The organism is Cupriavidus taiwanensis, from assembly GCF_900250075.1.
GTDB classification, from domain to species: Bacteria; Pseudomonadota; Gammaproteobacteria; order Burkholderiales; family Burkholderiaceae; genus Cupriavidus; species Cupriavidus taiwanensis_C.
In genome coordinates, this window is the sequence record NZ_LT977071.1 from 2,046,251 (window position 1) to 2,062,696 (window position 16,446).

Sequence of the window (16,446 nt, forward strand, 5' to 3'; positions counted from 1 at the left end):
GACGCTCAAGTTGAAATGCCCCGGGGCTGGGGTAATTCCCTAGCCTCGGGGCACAGTGCACTACATGGGCGTTAGCCAGGCAGGACCTGCGCGGCGAAGGTAATCATCGAGCCACTCGTCACGCAAAGTACCAGCCATCCGCCAAGCAACAGGATGCTGTCACGCAAACTCATGATGGACTCCATCGGACGGCGGCCACGGGCCGCCATCGTAAGTTGTGGGCCGCCGGCCGATGCCGGCGGCAATCAGGCCAGGGCGCCGTCAGTGTAGGGATCAGCCTTGCCGACGCGCGCACCGTCCGTGTACGGGTCGAAGCTGCGGGCCGGCTCGGCCGAGACGCCGATGCGGTCCAGGCCAGCCACGGTGCGGAAGCCGTCCGTGTACGGGTCGGTCTTGCCGACGCGGGCGCCTTCGGTGAACGGATCGAACTTGCCGCTGCGCGCGCCTTCCGTGAACGGGTCGAACTTGCCGGTGCGGGCACCGTCGGTAAAGGCATCGGCGTTGCCGACGCGGTAGCTGTAGCCGTACTTGTCGCCGGCGTTGGCGTTCACGCTGGCGGCCTGCGCCACACCGCCGACGAGCGCGGCGGCAAGGGTGGCGGCGGTGATCAGGGTCTTGGCGGTCTTGGTCATGATGGGCTCCTGGGGTGCGATGGTTCGGGATCGCGTCAAATTCGGTGTTGGTGGCGATTCAATGGGTCGCTTTCCAGGCTCGCATCTACTAGTAGATAGACTTCCGGGCCTGAAAAAATGACCGCTCGGGTCATGCAATGGAATCGCCACTTCCCGCGCCTTCTTGCTGTCTTTGGCGGTGCAGCGGTGCCATGGACTGAATGCTATCTACTGATAGGTAGATAGTCAAGGAAAAAGATTTCTATCGAAGGAATAGCCGCCCCGCACCCGTCACGGAAAAGCGCTTCTGAATGAACAATTCTTCACTTGCGGAGTCGGGCCTGCTAGCCTGAAGAAGATGAACCCTGACCCCCGCCCCCCGTCTCAAACCGCGCGGCACCGCTGGCTGGCCGCGGCAGCAGGCATGGCCGTGGCGGCCGGGGTCGCGCGGCATCTGCTGTTTCGTGCGCTGGAGCGCAAAGCCTTTGTCACGCCGACGGATGAGACAAGCCGCGCGGAGCCACCCGACAATTCAGCCCCTATGGTGCGGCACGCCACCTTCGCCAGCGGCGAACGCATCCTCCACGCGGCCTTCATGCCGGTGCCAGACCCCGAGGCACCGGCCCTGATGGTGTGCCATGGCGACAACGAATGCCTGCCGGACTGGGCGCCGGTGCAGGCCATGCTGGCCGATGCGGGCATCGCTTCCTATGTGTTCGACTACAGCGGCTATGGGCGCAGCACCGGGCGGCCAAGCGTGCGCCGGCTGCGGCAGGATGCACTGGTTGCCTATGGACAGTTCATCGCCGCCACGCCGCTATCAAAAAGGCGCGTGGTGCTGGGACATTCGCTGGGATCGGGCATCCTGCTCGATGTGGCGCGGCGTTTCGATCCGCAGCCGGATGGCTATGTGATAGCCGCTGGCTTCAGCTCGGCGCGGCTGGCCGCGGTGCAGACCGGGCGCATTCCCGCATGGGCTGCGTGGCTGCTGCCGGATCCGTGGAACAACGCGGCGCGTGCGAGCAAGCTGGAACGGCCGCTGCTGGTGGTGCACAGCCGTGACGACGTGGTCATCGTGCCGCCCCATGCGGAACGCGTGGCAAGCGCTGCCAGGCATCTGCATGCGCTGGTCATGCACGAGGCCATGCCGCACGATGCGGCCATATTGCCGCAGCATATCGACACCTTCTGGCCGCCGATCCTGCGCTTCATGCAGGCACAGGCAACCGGCTCCGAAGCGCCATTGCAGCAAGCGCGTGATGAGGGGCACATCATGGCCGATTAATCTAACGTAGAGTCCCGCAAGCGGCAATCATCCTTGTGGGCGAGGCGCCACGGCCAAGTGTCCGAGGGACGCTGTCGCGATTTCTTGTCTATATTTGTCCTCATGGCGAAAGCCCGCAAACTCGCTGTTGACAGCACTGGAGGTACTGCCATGCGTTGGCTTGCAAACTTGTTCAGTCCGCCGACCCCGGAAAAAATCGCCGAAAGGGAACTGCAAGACATGAGGCTGACGCTATTCCAGGCCGAACGGCGCATGCTCGAGGCACAGATGCAGGTCGCCTACTACCGCGACATGGTGGCGTTCCTGGAAGATGTCGCGGCCAAGGGCGTCGAAGACGTGGTCGACAAGCGCCGCGCCACACCGCCCGCCATGCCCGAGCTGCCGGCGCGCACGCCCGGCCTGACCACGGTGCCGATCGTTCCGTCCGCGGCCTGAAGCGGGCCCCATGCCGCGGCGCGTGTCAGGGCATGCGGCAAGGCAGGTCCGGACCTGTGCGATACTCGCGCTGCCTGACGCCCCCATGGCGCAGGCAGATCACCCACAGGAACTGGCCCCATGAGCGAACTGCTGCCCGCGATCGAAATTGAAACCGCGCCCAATCCCGGCTGCGCCGTCATCTGGATGCACGGACTGGGCGCCGATGGCAGCGACTTCGCCCCGGTGGTGCCCGAGTTGCGGCTGCCGGCCGCGCCGGGCGTACGCTTTATCTTCCCGCATGCGCCGGCAATACCGGTGACCTGCAATGGCGGCTATGTCATGCCGGCATGGTATGACATCGTTTCCCTGGACCAGGCCGGCCGCCGCGCCGACGAGGCCGGCATCCGCGCATCCTGCGAGGCCATCCGCGCGCTGATCGCACGAGAAAATGCGCGCGGCATCCCGACCGGGCGCATCGTGCTGGCCGGCTTCTCGCAAGGCGGCGCCATCGCCTACACCGCCGGACTGACCCACGCGGAGCCGCTTGCCGGCATCGTTGCGCTGTCCACCTACATCCCCGCACCGTCGACGCTCGCTGCCGAAGCCAACCCGGCCAACGCGGCCACGCCGGTGTTCGCCGCCCATGGCACGCAGGACGACGTGGTGCCTTTGGCCATGGGCGTGGCCGCGCGGGATTTCGTGCAGGCACGGCCGAATCCGGTGACTTGGCACACCTATCCGATGGGCCATGCGGTCTGCCTGGAAGAGATTGCCGAGATCGGCGCCTGGCTGGCTTCGCGCTTTGCGCAGGCCGGTGCCGCGCCCGCCTGACCGCCTTCGACATGACCACGGCCGGCCCGCCGAGCCGGTTCGCACCCAGCTGCAAGCATGACCCTCGCCCCACCCCGCCGGATCGATTTCAATACCCGCAAGGCGCTGCTGTTCGCGCTGGCCGCGGAACGCCTGTCGGCCTACTACGAACACCGCAAGTGGATGACCGATGCCCAGGGCGCCACGCTGGCCGGCGAATGGCTGTCGCGCTCCAAGCTGCAGTTGCCGCTGTCGGAACGGCGCCTGCTGTCCGAACTGAGCGACCAGTTTGCGCGGCAGCTCGCCGAGACCCTGTCGCGCGAAGCCGGCCTCTATGCCGCGCACGAGATGATGGAAGCGCTAGACCCCAACTATCAGTCCGCGTTCGCCTACGACATGCTCGAGGAATGCGAGCGGCTGCTGCACGAGCACGGCGTCACGGAATAAGGACGACGGCCGGAAGGCCTGCAAAGCGGCTGCGTTTGCAAAGGTTGACAATCGCCCGGCGTACGCGCGCTTAAACTTCGCGCACCAATGACGCCCCACTGTCCGCCACCATGGAACGCAAGCACTGCCTGGCCTGGATTGCGCTGAGCATGATCGCGGCAGCCTTGCTGACGCTGCTGTGCCTGATCCTGAACGACCACGCCGAGACCCAGGCGCAGAAGCGCGTCGAGCAAATGGCTGTCCGCATCAAGCCGGCCGGCGCTGGCCTGATCCAGGCCAATGCCCCCTCGCCTTCGCAACGACTCCAGCCGGCACGGCACGAATCACTGCAGCAGGCCAGCGCCCGCTGAGCCAAGCCAGGCGCGCCCCGGTCCGCAGCTTCAGAACGACGACCAGGTAGTTAAGAAGGATTGCGATGCAGGCCGGAGCGCGGGCTTGAGTGTAGACGCGCGCTTTCCCGGCAACTGCAAAGAATTGACAACGATTTGGTCCGTGCGGTCATGCACCCTGTGCAGGCCACTGCGACCCTGACAGCGTGGCCAGCGCCTGGTAAGACGTCGCCAGGTGATAGGGCGAGGTCGAGGGCATCTCCGCACGCACCACGTCGCCGGTCGGCGCCAGGCACTCATGCCAGCCTTGCGCGGACAGGAAACGGTTGCGGAACTGCGCGGCCCAGTCTGCCAGCGTAGCCAGCGACTGCGCCGAGCCTTCCACTGCCAGCGCGCGCGCGAACTCGGTCTGCGCCCAGATGCGCTCGGTGCCGTCGATCCGCGCGCCGCCCGCATCCAGCGCGGCGCAGACGCCCAGCGTGCCCGCCGCCACGCCATGCTGCTGCGCGAACGCGAAAGCGCGGCGCAGGGCATCGGATAGCGGCAGATCGCCAAACAGCGCGGGCCTTCCGGCCACCAGCGAAAACCATTCGAACTGGTGCCCCGGTTCGATGCGGTTATCCGCGCTGCCTTGCGGCAGCTCCGCCACGCAGCCGCTGGCGGTATCGACAAAACACTCGTGCACCGCCATCGCAATCTCGCGCAGCCGTTCCGCATACCACTCGTCGCCGGTAGCATCCAGCGCTGCCAGGTAGGCCTCGGTCAAGTGCATGACCGGGTTCTGCAGCACGCCCGCCCCCTTGGGCCGGAAGTGTTCGGTCAGTGCGGCGTGGTACAGGCCTTGTCCGTCGGCGAAGCGATCCTCGACGATATCGACGGTTTCATCGAGCACCTCCAGCGCATCCGCGTTGCCGAAGCGCGCGTAATACGCGGCGCAGGCAAAGATCACGAAGGCATGGGTATAGAGGTCGCGTGTGCTGTCGAGCGGCGCGCCGGCGGGGTCGACACTGTAGAGCCACGCGCCCTCTCCATTGCCGAAGTAGGCCTGCAACGAGCCGAACAGGGTATCGGCATGCCCCTGCTGGCCCGCCAGCGAGAACACGTACAGCTGGCGCGCACACGCCATGGCGCGATAGCGCGACGGCGGCAGCGGCGCGGCGCTGGCGCCGTCGAGCGCTTCATAGGGCAGCAGCAGGTCGGGATTCCAGCCGGAGGCGGTCCACAGCTGCAGCACGACGGCATCGTAATGTGCCGTCAGGGCGGCGATCCGTTGGTTGAGCTCGGGCGAGAGAGGCATGTTCAGGCGACAAGATCCGGCGCGGCGATTGCCGCAAAGGCCGTATCTTGCCATGGCGCGCCCGCAATGCCTCATGGCATTTGCGGCTGGCACTTGCTAGCATCAATGCGCCTACCTGCGAACGGGAGACACCCATGTCGACTTTGCCTCTCACGCTGACCGACAATCACCGCACCCTGGTGCTCCATGTCCTCGAGGACGCACCGGGCCAGTTCACCTGGCGCATCGTCATGGAAGAACGGTGCGGCGCCGCCGACGAGGACTGCACGGTCGCGGCACCGGGCACCTACCGGTCCTATGCGGAAGCCGAAGCCGCGTGCTGGGCCGCCGGCAACGGCATCCTGAACGGCCCACGCTCGGCAGGCGAACTGCGCATCACCTGATACCCGCAAAACTCCGCGATTCACTTGCACTACGCGCCGCGTGACCTAGTCTGGAAGCGTGGCAGTGGCAACGCGGGCGATGCATTGCCCGCGATTCTTCATTCCGGCCACGTCCCGGGCACGCGCTGCTGCCCGGTGCGCTTTTCTGCCACCTGCCTGTCATCTTCCTGGCCTTTACTGACCTGGTCGCCATGCCGCCCCAAGAAACGGGTACGGTGGCCAGGGCCGCAGGAGCATGCAATGGACAAGCCGGTCGTCACGCCCCAGCGCTTCGTTGAACTGATGAACGAACGCCTCACCAAGCACCCGCTGTTCCGCGAGGGCATGCGGGTCTACGCCATTCCGCAGCACAGCGACCATCCGCGCAGCCTGGTCTGCGTGGGACCGCGCGGCACCGAATGCGTATGCGCCACCATCGAGAGCATCGTGCGCGGCGAATGCGAGGTCTTCCCCGACATCGGCCCGGACTGGCATCAACCGCCCAGGACCGCAACGCCGCCCGAGGTGCGGGCGCGCTGAATGGACGCGGCGCCGTATGGCGCCGCCTGCGTTTCAGACGTCGATGGCCGAATCCGACTTCACCTTGCGGCGCAGCTCGAATTTCTGGATCTTGCCGGTGGAGGTCTTGGGCAACGGTCCGAAGTAAACCGCCTTGGGCACCTTGAAGCCCGCCAGCAGCGTGCGGCAATGCGCGATCAGTTCTTCTGCGCTGACGCTGGCCCCGTCCTTCAGTTCGACAAAGGCGCACGGCGTCTCGCCCCACTTGGCATCGGGCTGCGCCACCACCGCGGCGGCCAGCACGGCGGGATGCCGGTAGAGCGCGTCTTCCACTTCCACGCTCGAGATGTTCTCGCCGCCGGAAATGATGATGTCCTTGCTGCGGTCCTTGATCTTGATGTAGCCGTCGGGCATGCATACGCCCAGGTCGCCGGTATGGAACCAGCCGCCGGCGAAGGCTTCGCGCGTGGCCTTCTCGTTCTTCAGGTAGCCCTTCATGCAGATGTTGCCGCGGAACATGATCTCGCCGATGGTCTCGCCATCGGCCGGCACCGGCTGCATCGAATCGGCATCGAGCACGGCCACCTGCGACTGCAGGTGATAGCGCACCCCCTGGCGCGCCTTCCTGACCGCGCGGTCCTGCTCTGACAGCGTGCTCCAGTCGTCCTGCTCGGCGCAGACCGCGGCCGGGCCATAGACCTCGGTCAGGCCGTAGACATGGGTCAGCTCGAACCCCATCGCCTCCATCTGCGCCAGCACCGCGGCCGGCGGCGGCGCGCCGGCCACCATGCCGCGCACCGGCCCGCGCACGCCCTCGCGCCACGCAGCGGGCGCGTTGACCAGCGCGGTATGCACGATCGGCGCGGCACAATAGTGGGTCACGCCCTCGTCGCGCATCAGGTCGAACACCAGCTTGGGCTCGAACTTGCGCAGGCACACGTTGACGCCCGCGCGCGCCGCCACCGTCCACGGAAAACACCAGCCGTTGCAGTGGAACATCGGCAGCGTCCACAGGTAGACCGGGTGCTTGGGCAGGTCCCACTCAAGGATGTTCGAGATGGCATTGATGGCCGCGCCGCGGTGATGGTAGACCACGCCCTTGGGATCGCCGGTGGTGCCCGACGTATAGTTCAGCGCGATCGCATCCCACTCGTCAGCGGGCAGTTGCCAGGTGTACGACGGGTCGCCGCCGGCGAGAAAGGCTTCATAATCGGTATCGCCGAACGGCACCGCCTGCGGGCCCAGCACATCGTGCACGGCAATCACCTTCAGCCCCGGAAGCTCCAGCGCCATCTGCCGCGCCACGTCGGCAAACTCGGTATCGGCCAGCAGCACCCGCGCCTCGCCATGGCGCAGCATGAACAGCAGGTTGGCGGCGTCGAGGCGGATATTCAGGGCATTGAGCACGGCACCGGCCATCGGCACGCCGAAATGCGCTTCCACCATCGCCGGCGTATTGGGCAGCAGCGCGGCCACGGTATCGCCCTTGCCAATGCCCGCGCGTGCCAGCGCGCTGGCCAGCCGCCGCGCGCGCGCATAGGTGTCGCGCCAGTTCTGGCGCAGCGGGCCGTGCACGATGGCCAGGCGGTCGCCATACACCTCGGCGGCGCGGACCAGGAAATCAATGGGAGTCAGCGGCACGAAATTGGCCGCATTGCGGTCCAGGCCGCTGTCGAAATCGGTTGGCATTGCTGGTGTCTCCGCCTTGTCGGGGTCATTCCGAATCATTCGGGCGCTGTCATTCGGGCGCCTTGCGGCGCTGTCACTTTTTCCGGCACAAGGCTATCATCGCACACGCCTGCGCACTGTCGTCGAGACGACAAAGCTGCCGCAAACCCGCGCCAGGCAAGGCTTACACGATTCTTACAGGATGCGGCGCAGCCCGCCCGTCCGCGCCATGAGCGAACCCGCACACCCCACTTCCCTCCCCGCCCCGGCGCCCGCCGCGGTGCTCGCCGGCCATGCCTGGTTCGGCGAACTGGCCCCGGCACACCAAGCCCTTGCCGCGCGCGAAACCCTGCTGCAGTCCTTTGCCGCGGGCAGCCTCATCGCCCGGCGCGGCGAGCCTTCGCGCCACTGGATCGGCGTCGACAGCGGCCTGATCAAGCTGGCGGTGTACACGCCCGATGGCCGTGGCTGCACCTTCTCTGGCGTGCCGGCCGGCGGCTGGTGCGGCGAAGGCAGCGTGATCAAGCGCGAAGACCGCCGCTATGACGTGATCGCGATCCGCGACTCGCAGGTGCTGCTGGTGCCCGAGCCGGTCTTCAACACATTGCTGGCGCAGAGCCTGCCATTCGCCAGCTTTGTCGTGCGCCAGCTCAACGAACGCATGGGCCAGTTCATCGCCACCGTGCAGAACGACCGCCTGCTGGGGGCCGATGCGCGCGTGGCGCAGGCCATCGCCCAGCTGTTCCATCCGGACCTGTATCCGCGCACCAGCCCGGTTCTGGAGCTGTCGCAGGAAGAGATCGGCCTGCTCACCGGGCTCTCGCGCCAGCGCGTCAACCAGGCGCTGCGCCGGCTGGCGGATGCGGGCATGGTGCACCTGTCGTACCAAAGCATCCGCGTGACTGACCTGCCACGGCTGCGCCACTTCGGGATGTCTGACCTGTAACGCGGCCGCCAACCAGGGGCCGGGCCGGCCTTAAACCGCTGTCCGTGGCTTGCGCCGCCCGCCGAATCCTGCGACAGTTACCCGCCGCACCGCCGCCAGCTTCCGGGTCGTTTTCCGCATGCCGCTTGTCAGCCGTCACCACGTCCGCTTTGCCCGCCTGCGCTTTCCCTTTGCCGTCCATGTGCAAGCCCTGCACGGCACTGCCAGCTTGCGCGATGCCAACGCGCGGCGCGAAGTGCGGCCCGGCGATCCGTTCGTGGTGCACGCCTTCGCCCACTTCGATTGCGACCTGCCTGGCACCTGGCAGCAACCCTGCGCCATCGTCCTGACCGCCGTGCCGGACAGCGACTGTCCGCGCCTGGCCGGCAAGCCCGCCGAGCGCCCGTGGTCGCGCCAGTTCGCCGGCCTGGTCTTTTCCCGCCCCGACACCGACTGGAACGCCGAGCGCCTGGCGGCGCAATGGCAAGTGCCGGCGCGCCTGGTGCGCGCGCGCCTCTTTGCCGAAGGCGAGGCGCTGCATCCGCTGCTGCGCGAGCAACGCGCCGCGCATGCGCTGCACGCGCTGGCCAGCGCCGGCGGCCTGGTGCCCGCGCTGGACCAGCTGGCCACGCACGCGGGCCTGCGTTCAGCCAACGCGCTGGCGCGCGCCTGGCACGACTGGTTCGGCATCGACGCCATGCGGCTGCTCGAAGATTGCCGCGCTGGCGGCCGCACGCTCGCGCCGACGGCAACCTGGCCGGGGCTGGTACGGGCGGCTGCCTGATTGGTCCTTCCTTGGCGGCAAGCCACCCGCCACGCCGCGCGTGGTTTGTCAATCACCTCAACGCGGGTTGGCCGCCATCAGGCATCTCAAGGAAAATCGCGCCCGCGGGGCGGGTAAGCCGCCCCGTGGGCGGGGTCCAGCATGAGCCAGGTTCCATCACGCAGCGCCCTGCCACAACAAAAACCACAGAAATCAATACAGGGATGAAAACAAAACATCTGTTTTTGACGGGTCTGGCGGCGGCAGTACTGACGGCCTGCGGAGGCGGCGGAGGAGACTCCACGACCACGGCACCCGCCGCTACGAAGATCACCGGCACCGCAGCCGTGGGCGCGGCGTTGGCCGGCGCCACGGTCCAGGCCAAATGCGCAACCGGCAGCGGCACGGCCACTACCGCCGCGGACGGAACCTTCACGCTCAGCATCAACGGCGCCACGCGCCCATGCGTGCTCAGCGTCAAGACGCCTGACGGCAACACGCTGCATTCAGTGGTCGAGGCCGGCACCGGCACCACCGCCGTGGCCAACATCACCCCGCTGACCGAACTGGTCACCGCATCGCTGGCGCAGGGCAGCACCACGGCCTTCTTCGACCAGTTCGACGCCACCGCGCAGGCCAAGCTGACCTCCGGCAACCTGACCAGCGCCACAGAAGCGGTGCGCCTGGTGCTGACCGGCGTGGTGGACCTGACCAGCGTCGACCCGCTCAAGGATCCGCTGGTGGCCGCCAACGGCGCCAACGCTGGCAATGCCCAGGACAAGCTGCTGGACCAACTGGGCGATCGCCTGGAAGCGTCGCAGACCACGCTGGGTGAGTTGTCCTCCGCAGTGGCTGCCAATGCCGACGCCGCAGCGGTCCAGACCGCGCTGCAGCCGGCGGCGTCGAGCTGCGCCGGGCTGAAGACGGGCAAATACCATGTGATCGGACTGGGCTCCGCGGCAGCGGAAGCCGGCGACCTCGACGCGGCCGCGCTCAAGCTGCAGGTCGGCAACGAGACCGTCCCCTTCACCGCCGTTGCCAACGACAACTGCCGCTTCACCGTGCCGGGCACGAACGGGACCACCAATACCGTGATGGTGGCCAAGTCGGGCATCGCACTGGCCGTGCCGCCCGCGGGCCCGATGAGCGATCTGCCCACCCTGCTGCTGCCCGCACAGGCCGTTGCCCTGGCTGACCTGGCAGGCGACTGGAACGGTCTCGGCATGGAGCGGGACCACAGCGGGACCCCCTACGCATCGCGCCGCGTCACCTTCAGCATCGATGCCGCGGGCAAGCTGACCAAGGGTGCCGACTGCTCCGGCGTGAACACCTGCGAGGCATGGCTGCCGGAAGAACTGCCGACGCTCAGCGCCAACGCCGACGGCAGCTTCAGGATCACCGACAGCTTCGGCTCGCAGCTGGCCTATGCATTCAAGGGTACCGACGGCCAGGTGACGGTCGTCATCACCCACGACGATGGCTTCATGTTCGCCGCCAAGCAGGTGGTACGTCCCCTGCCGGTGGTGGGTGCGACCAATTCGTACTGGGACACGGTCATGTTTGGTGGCGTGGTGCCCACGCTGCAAAACGCCGGCACGTGGTCGACCGTCGTGACTGTGGTGGATGCGCAGACCGGCAGCTACACGCGCAAGCGCGTGGAAGACGGCCGCCTGGACAGCTGGAAGGCTAACAGCCCGGCCAACGGCCTGCGCTATCGTGCCGCCAGCAGCAACGCTGCCGAGATGATCTCTCTGGTTCCGGGCAATACCGGCCTGAGCTGGGGAATCGCCGTGAACGGAACGTTCTACGATATCTCTGTGAATCGCCCGTAACTTGCCTCGCGAGGCGCCGGCCCGGGCGTGTTGCGCCCGGGCCGGGTAAAGCCGGTGCCGCCATGCGGTGCCGGCTTTTTTCTTTTACACCGGCACCTGGCGTGGCGCGCTCAAAAAAATACCCACAGCCGGGTGGTAGTGGGTAGCAAAGTGGTGCGGGCACGTCGCGGAACTGCCCACGCTCGCATCTTTGCACCGGGTTTCCCGCGCGCCAATAATCTTTCCGGACTAGTTGCGCCCCCACACTGGTTGCATGGACAAGCGCCCGCGATTCTTGTTCAATGGATCGCCCCTCCGCCCCTTCCGTTCAATGCCCCACGCCCGCCTGCTGCTGATCGACGACCATACCTTGTTCCGCACCGGCCTGCGCCTGGTGCTGGCCGACAGCCCGAGCGTGGCGCATATCCTCGAGGCCGGTTCGGTCATGCAGGCGGTGCAGGACCACGACGGCGCGGCGCTCGACATCATGCTGCTCGATATCCAGATGCCGGGCCTGAACGGCATCGAGGGCGTCAAGGTGTTGCGCCGGCATTTCCCGGCGGCGCGCATCCTGATCGTGTCGGGCACTTCGGGGCTGGAAACCATCCCGCCGGAAGTACGGCGCGAGATTTCGGGGTTCCTGCCCAAGTCCGCCGACGCACGCGAGATCGAGGAGGCGATCGCGTGCTGCCTGGCCGGCGGCACCCATTTTTCCGGCGAGGCCGATGCCGCGGCACCGCCCCAGCAGTCCTACGCCGCGAGCACACTCACACCGCGCCAGCTGGAGGTGCTGCATCAACTGACGCTCGGCCGCTCGAACAAGGTCATTGCCTACCATATGGGCCTGTCCGAGAACACCGTGCGCGTCCATGTCGCGGCCATTCTCAATCATCTCGGCGTGGTCAGCCGCGTTGAAGCCATCCTTGAAGCCCAGCGGCGCGGCCTGGTACAGGCGGTGCGATGACGGTGGAGACAAACGACCCGGCCGCCCCCGCGCGCAGCCCGCTGCGCTGGCTGCCCGGCTACGATGCGCCGCGCCTGCTCGCCGCGCAGATGAACCTGATCGACCAGAGCTTCGGCTGCGCGATGGCAGGCTGTTCGCTGGCAGCCCTCATCCTGGCGATCGGCCTGACCCTGAACGGCGACCGCCCCGGTGCCCTGCCCTGGGCGGGCGCGATGGTACTGGTTTGCGCCGTGGCCTACTTTGGACGGCTGCGCTTGCCCGGGCGGCTGACCGAAGCCGGCGCCCCACGCTATGCGCGCGGCATGACCGCCATGCTGGTGCTGATCGGCGCGCTGTGGGGACTGGTGGCGTGGCTATACCTGGACGTGCGCATGCCGGCGGTGGTGATCTGCATCCTGTCGCTGATCGCCGGGATGAGCGCTGCCGCGCTCGCGGTATTCTCGGCATGCCTGCCGGTGGCGATCGGTTTCTTCGTGCCGGCGATCGTACCGGTATGGATCGCCTTCCTGGCCACCGGCGATATCGAATACTTGCCGATGTTCCTCGGCACGCCGCTGTACCTGTGCGTGCTGCTGGTCTTCGCGCGCAACTATGCGCGTGTGGCGCGGCAATCGATTGCGCTGCGCTTCGAGAACGTGGAACTGATCTCGCAGCTGCGCGAACAGACCGCGCGCGCCGAGGCCGCGCAGCACGCGGCCGAGGACGCCAGCCGCGCCAAATCGGTATTCCTGGCCTCCGCAAGCCATGACCTGCGCCAGCCGCTGCACGCGATGGGGCTATTCCTGGTATCGCTGGGCCGCACCTGGCTGGATGAACGCCAGCGCCAGTTGCTGGCGCATATCGAAGCGTCTTCCGGGGCCGCGCGCGAGATGCTGAACTCGCTGCTGGACTTCTCCAAGCTCGAGGCCGGCGTGATTACGCCGCGCGCGCGCGCGTTCCGCCTGCAGCCCCTGCTGCACAAGCTGGAGAACGAGTTCGCACCGCAGGCCGAGGCGCGCGGGCTGGTGTATCGCACGCGGGATACCACCGTCACACTGCATGGCGACCCCACGCTGGTCGAACTGGTGCTGCGCAACCTGATTGCCAATGCCATCCGCTACACGCAGCAAGGCGGCGTGCTGGTGGCTTGCCGCCAGCGCGGCGTGCTGGCCACCATCGAAGTCTGGGACACCGGCATCGGCATTCCCGCCGCACAGCACCGCGACATCTTTCGGGAATTCCATCAGCTGGGCAATCCCGAGCGTGACCAGCGCAAGGGGCTCGGGCTTGGGCTGGCCATTGTCGAGGGCCTGGCGCGGACGATGCAGACGCGCGTGACCCTCGCGTCCACCCCGGGGCGGGGGTCCGTGTTTCGCTTCAGCCTGCGGCAGGCATGGGAACCCCCGGAAGAGAGCCCGCTGGTGCCGGCAGCGCGCGCGCTCGATGGGCTCCGTGTGCTGGTGATCGATGATGACGAGGCCATCCGCAGCGCGATGTCCGAGCTGCTGTCGGCCTGGCGCTGCGAGTGCTGCACAGTCGAATCCGAAGAACAGGCGCTGGCCTCGCTGGCCGGGTTCACACCGGGGCTGGTTCTGGCCGACTACCGCCTGCGCGGACACCGTACCGGCCAGCAGGCGCTGGACGCGATCCGGCAGCGGCTGGGCCGGCACGTGCCGGCCATCATCATTACGGGGGATACTGCGGCCGACCGCCTGCGCACCGCGCACGCGACCGGCACAGCATTGCTGCACAAGCCAGTGGTGCCACAGGAATTGCAGGCGGCCATCGACACCCTGCTGCGGGAATTCCCGGCACAGGACAGAGGCGCGGCGGACCGCCAGGCGGCGGTGACGTAGTGAACGACGCCCCGGTCACGCCGGGGCCGGGGCCTTCAACCGCCCGAATGCAGCGGCGACAGCGAATAGGCCAGCACCAGTCCCGCCACGATCGCCGGCGAGCCGAGCCTGATCGCCGTGCTGCGGGACAGTATGCCCAGATACACGTACAAACACACCAGCACCATCGCAGTCACATACAGCAGGCTGTCATAGACTTGCATGGACGTCTCCCTTGCCATTGTTCTTATTGCTTTACTTCGGTGGGCTGCCAACGGGGCGGGATGCGTGGGGTGTTGCGGAACTGCGTGGGGGCGCTCCGTCGACAGCATGCTATGGCTGTCTGTTGCAAGGATAGTCCGCACTTCGGCGGCGCGTGGCAATTATGGAAATCCCTCTGCGGCGGCGCACCAGCAGCGGGCAGGTCGGCTCAATCGGCCGGCAGCATCTCGGGGTTCCATGCAATTTCCCACAGATGCCCGTCCGGATCCTGGAAGTAGCCGGCGTATCCGCCCCAGAAGGTGTCCTGTGCCGGCTTGACCACGCTGGCACCGGCGCCCAGTGCCTGCGCCATCACCGCATCGACTTCGGCCTTGTCGGCGACGTTATGGGCCAGCGAGACATCGGTCAGCGCGCGCGGCGTTACCTGCAGTCCGGCATCATGCGCCAGGCTGGCGCGCGGCCAGAGCGCCAGCTTGAGGCCGGCCTGCAGGTCAAAGAACGCCACCGCGCCGTGCTCGAACTGCTCGCCGACAATGCCCGCGGTAGGCAGGCCGAGCCCGTCGCGATAAAAGCTCACCGCACGCTGCAAGTCATCGACACCCAGCGTGATCAGCGTAATCCTCGGTTTCATGGCGGTCCTCCACTATCATCGATTGCCTAGCGCTGCCCAAACGCCGCGCCGGCGAACAGGTCTTTCAGTTCGCGCGGCTGCGAACGCCAGTATTGCTTCGGCGCCTGCACGCTCGCACCCAGCCGCGCGGCGGCATGCCAGGGCCAGCGGGGGTCATACAGCATGGCACGGGCCAGCGATACCGCGTCGGCTTCCTGATTGGCGATGATGGCTTCGGCCTGCTCCGGCTCGGTGATGAGCCCGACTGCAATGGTCGGCAGGCCCACCTCCGCCTTCACCCGCTGCGCGTAGGGCACCTGGTATCCGGGCCCGAGCTTGATCGCCTGCTGCGGTGAGACCCCGCCGGTGGTCACGTGGACCGCCGCGCAACCGCGCGCCTTCAGCGCTTTCGACAAGGCGACTGTGCCCTCGATATCCCATCCGCCCGGCACCCAGTCGGTTGCCGAGATGCGCATCCATACTGGCCGCTGCGCCGGAAACGCCTCGCGCACCGCGTCGAACACTTCAATCGGGAAGCGCATCCGGTTCTCCAGGCTGCCGCCGTATTCGTCGCCCCGGTGGTTGGCCAGCGGCGACAGGAACTGATGCAGCAGATAGCCATGCGCGGCGTGGATCTCGATGCCATCCAGCCCCAGCCGCGCTGCGCGCCTTGCCGCGGCGACAAAGTCATCGCGCACCTTGTCCATGCCCGCGCGGTCCAGCGCCACCGGCGCGGCTTCCGCTGCACCATGCGGCACCGCCGAAGGCGCCACCGCATGCCAGCCCAAGGGCGCGTCCGGGGCAATCTGCTGACCGCCGTCCCACGGCGCCTGGCTCGACGCCTTGCGGCCGGCATGCCCCAGCTGGATCGCGATGGCGATCGGAGAATGCGTGCGCATCGCGTTGACCACGCGGCCCAGTGCCGCCTCGTTGTCGTCCGAATACAGGCCCAGGTCATACGGCGTGATGCGCCCTTCCGCGGACACCGCCGTGGCCTCGACAATCAGCATGCCCGCGCCCGACAGCGCCAGCGAACCCAGGTGGATCATGTGCCAGTCGCCCGCATTGCCGTCGTGCGCGGAATACTGGCACATCGGCGCGATCGTGATGCGGTTGGCAAGGGTGAGGCCGCCGATGGCGAGCGGCTCGAACAGTTGGCTCATGCGTTGTGCTCCTAGCGGGAATCTTGTTGCCGTTGCGGACAGGAACTCTGATTCTAGGCCGATGCCGGCATTGCTGGCGACAGCGGCTCACGCTCGCCAACCGAGGCGACGGTATCGAATATGCCCAGGAAGCGCAAGTCGAGCGTGGCATCGCCAACCTTCATGCCGGTTGCCTTGCGTATCCACTGGCAAAAGGTGCGAGCTTCTGCGGCACCGCGTGAGAAGCCAAAAACTGAAAGTCGGACGGCACTGATCCTTGGCCGCCTGCCTTCGATCGCTTTCATTAGGCGCTTTTGAAGGTCGCTGAAGATTCCGATCATCTTGCCATCGCCCAGGCGCCAGGCGGTGCCAAGACCCGTGAATGGTGCTTGTCGAAAGGGTAAGCATCTCGTGCCTTTCGAGCAAGTCATGGTTTAACAATGATCGATG

Annotated in this window: 19 protein-coding genes; 12 read left to right on the top strand and 7 right to left on the bottom strand. The window is 67.0% G+C overall.

All coding sequences use genetic code 11. The features are described 5' to 3' along the window. Positions 1–245: 245 nt before the first annotated feature. Complete coding sequence (locus CBM2588_RS25620) at positions 246–632, bottom strand: hypothetical protein (protein ID WP_115683093.1); 387 nt, start codon at positions 630–632, stop codon at positions 246–248. A 337-nt stretch (positions 633–969) separates the two neighbouring features. Here CBM2588_RS25620 and CBM2588_RS25625 point away from each other — a divergent pair, with 337 nt between their 5' ends. The 5 genes from CBM2588_RS25625 (at position 970) to CBM2588_RS25645 (ending at position 3,920) form a co-directional block, all read left to right on the top strand. Continuing rightward, positions 970–1,896 carry an alpha/beta hydrolase gene (locus CBM2588_RS25625; protein ID WP_115683094.1) on the top strand — a complete coding sequence of 309 codons (927 nt, stop codon included), beginning with the start codon at positions 970–972 and terminating at the stop codon, positions 1,894–1,896. 150 nt (positions 1,897–2,046) lie between these two features. Continuing rightward, positions 2,047–2,331, top strand: a complete 285-nt coding sequence (locus tag CBM2588_RS25630) for a hypothetical protein (RefSeq protein ID WP_115683095.1) — start codon at positions 2,047–2,049, stop codon at positions 2,329–2,331. Between the two features lie 120 nt (positions 2,332–2,451). Next, the gene (locus tag CBM2588_RS25635) at positions 2,452–3,144 is read left to right on the top strand and encodes an alpha/beta hydrolase (RefSeq protein ID WP_115683096.1); all 693 of its coding nucleotides are present in this window, start codon (positions 2,452–2,454) and stop codon (positions 3,142–3,144) included. 57 nt (positions 3,145–3,201) lie between these two features. Then, entirely contained in the window at positions 3,202–3,570 is a 369-nt protein-coding gene (locus CBM2588_RS25640; RefSeq protein WP_062803234.1) for a hypothetical protein, read from the top strand. A 110-nt stretch (positions 3,571–3,680) separates the two neighbouring features. Beyond that, complete coding sequence (locus CBM2588_RS25645; protein ID WP_115683097.1) at positions 3,681–3,920, top strand: hypothetical protein; 240 nt, start codon at positions 3,681–3,683, stop codon at positions 3,918–3,920. 148 nt (positions 3,921–4,068) lie between these two features. Here CBM2588_RS25645 and CBM2588_RS25650 read toward each other — a convergent pair whose 3' ends face one another. Continuing rightward, positions 4,069–5,196, bottom strand: a complete 1,128-nt coding sequence (locus tag CBM2588_RS25650) for an AGE family epimerase/isomerase (protein ID WP_115683098.1) — start codon at positions 5,194–5,196, stop codon at positions 4,069–4,071. 134 nt (positions 5,197–5,330) lie between these two features. Between CBM2588_RS25650 and CBM2588_RS25655 the strand changes: the two genes are divergently transcribed. Both CBM2588_RS25655 and CBM2588_RS25660 read left to right on the top strand, forming a co-directional pair. Beyond that, positions 5,331–5,579: a hypothetical protein gene (locus CBM2588_RS25655; protein ID WP_115683099.1), complete on the top strand. Its 249-nt coding sequence runs from the start codon at positions 5,331–5,333 to the stop codon at positions 5,577–5,579. 240 nt (positions 5,580–5,819) lie between these two features. Beyond that, entirely contained in the window at positions 5,820–6,098 is a 279-nt protein-coding gene (locus CBM2588_RS25660; protein ID WP_062803237.1) for a hypothetical protein, read from the top strand. A gap of 33 nt (positions 6,099–6,131) precedes the next feature. On the opposite strand, the gene CBM2588_RS25665 is transcribed toward CBM2588_RS25660, so the two are convergent. Continuing rightward, positions 6,132–7,766, bottom strand: a complete 1,635-nt coding sequence (locus tag CBM2588_RS25665; protein ID WP_115683100.1) for an acyl-CoA synthetase — start codon at positions 7,764–7,766, stop codon at positions 6,132–6,134. 208 nt (positions 7,767–7,974) lie between these two features. On the opposite strand from CBM2588_RS25665, the gene CBM2588_RS25670 reads away from it, so the two are divergent. From CBM2588_RS25670 to CBM2588_RS25690, 5 genes are all read left to right on the top strand, one after another. Then, on the top strand, positions 7,975–8,691 hold the full coding sequence (locus tag CBM2588_RS25670) for a Crp/Fnr family transcriptional regulator (protein WP_115683732.1): 717 nt from the start codon (positions 7,975–7,977) through the stop codon (positions 8,689–8,691). A 118-nt stretch (positions 8,692–8,809) separates the two neighbouring features. Then, positions 8,810–9,454 carry an AraC family transcriptional regulator gene (locus CBM2588_RS25675; protein ID WP_115683101.1) on the top strand — a complete coding sequence of 215 codons (645 nt, stop codon included), beginning with the start codon at positions 8,810–8,812 and terminating at the stop codon, positions 9,452–9,454. A 203-nt stretch (positions 9,455–9,657) separates the two neighbouring features. Next, a complete protein-coding gene (locus tag CBM2588_RS25680; RefSeq protein ID WP_115683102.1) occupies positions 9,658–11,265 on the top strand; it encodes a hypothetical protein in 1,608 nt (535 codons plus the stop codon). 310 nt (positions 11,266–11,575) lie between these two features. After that, positions 11,576–12,208 carry a response regulator gene (locus CBM2588_RS25685; protein WP_115683103.1) on the top strand — a complete coding sequence of 211 codons (633 nt, stop codon included), beginning with the start codon at positions 11,576–11,578 and terminating at the stop codon, positions 12,206–12,208. Then, positions 12,205–14,043, top strand: coding sequence for an ATP-binding response regulator (locus CBM2588_RS25690; protein WP_115683104.1), 1,839 nt, complete (start codon positions 12,205–12,207; stop codon positions 14,041–14,043). Before CBM2588_RS25685 ends, CBM2588_RS25690 begins: the two co-directional genes overlap by 4 nt. Positions 14,044–14,078: 35 nt before the next feature. Here CBM2588_RS25690 and CBM2588_RS25695 read toward each other — a convergent pair whose 3' ends face one another. The 4 genes from CBM2588_RS25695 to CBM2588_RS25710 form a co-directional block, all read right to left on the bottom strand. Then, on the bottom strand, positions 14,079–14,246 hold the full coding sequence (locus CBM2588_RS25695; protein WP_167330465.1) for a hypothetical protein: 168 nt from the start codon (positions 14,244–14,246) through the stop codon (positions 14,079–14,081). A 206-nt stretch (positions 14,247–14,452) separates the two neighbouring features. Further along, complete coding sequence (locus tag CBM2588_RS25700; RefSeq protein ID WP_115683105.1) at positions 14,453–14,875, bottom strand: VOC family protein; 423 nt, start codon at positions 14,873–14,875, stop codon at positions 14,453–14,455. Between the two features lie 26 nt (positions 14,876–14,901). Next, a complete protein-coding gene (locus CBM2588_RS25705; protein ID WP_115683106.1) occupies positions 14,902–16,017 on the bottom strand; it encodes an NADH:flavin oxidoreductase/NADH oxidase in 1,116 nt (371 codons plus the stop codon). A 53-nt stretch (positions 16,018–16,070) separates the two neighbouring features. Further along, positions 16,071–16,337, bottom strand: a complete 267-nt coding sequence (locus CBM2588_RS25710) for a DUF2235 domain-containing protein (RefSeq protein ID WP_147298433.1) — start codon at positions 16,335–16,337, stop codon at positions 16,071–16,073. Positions 16,338–16,446: the final 109 nt, after the last annotated feature.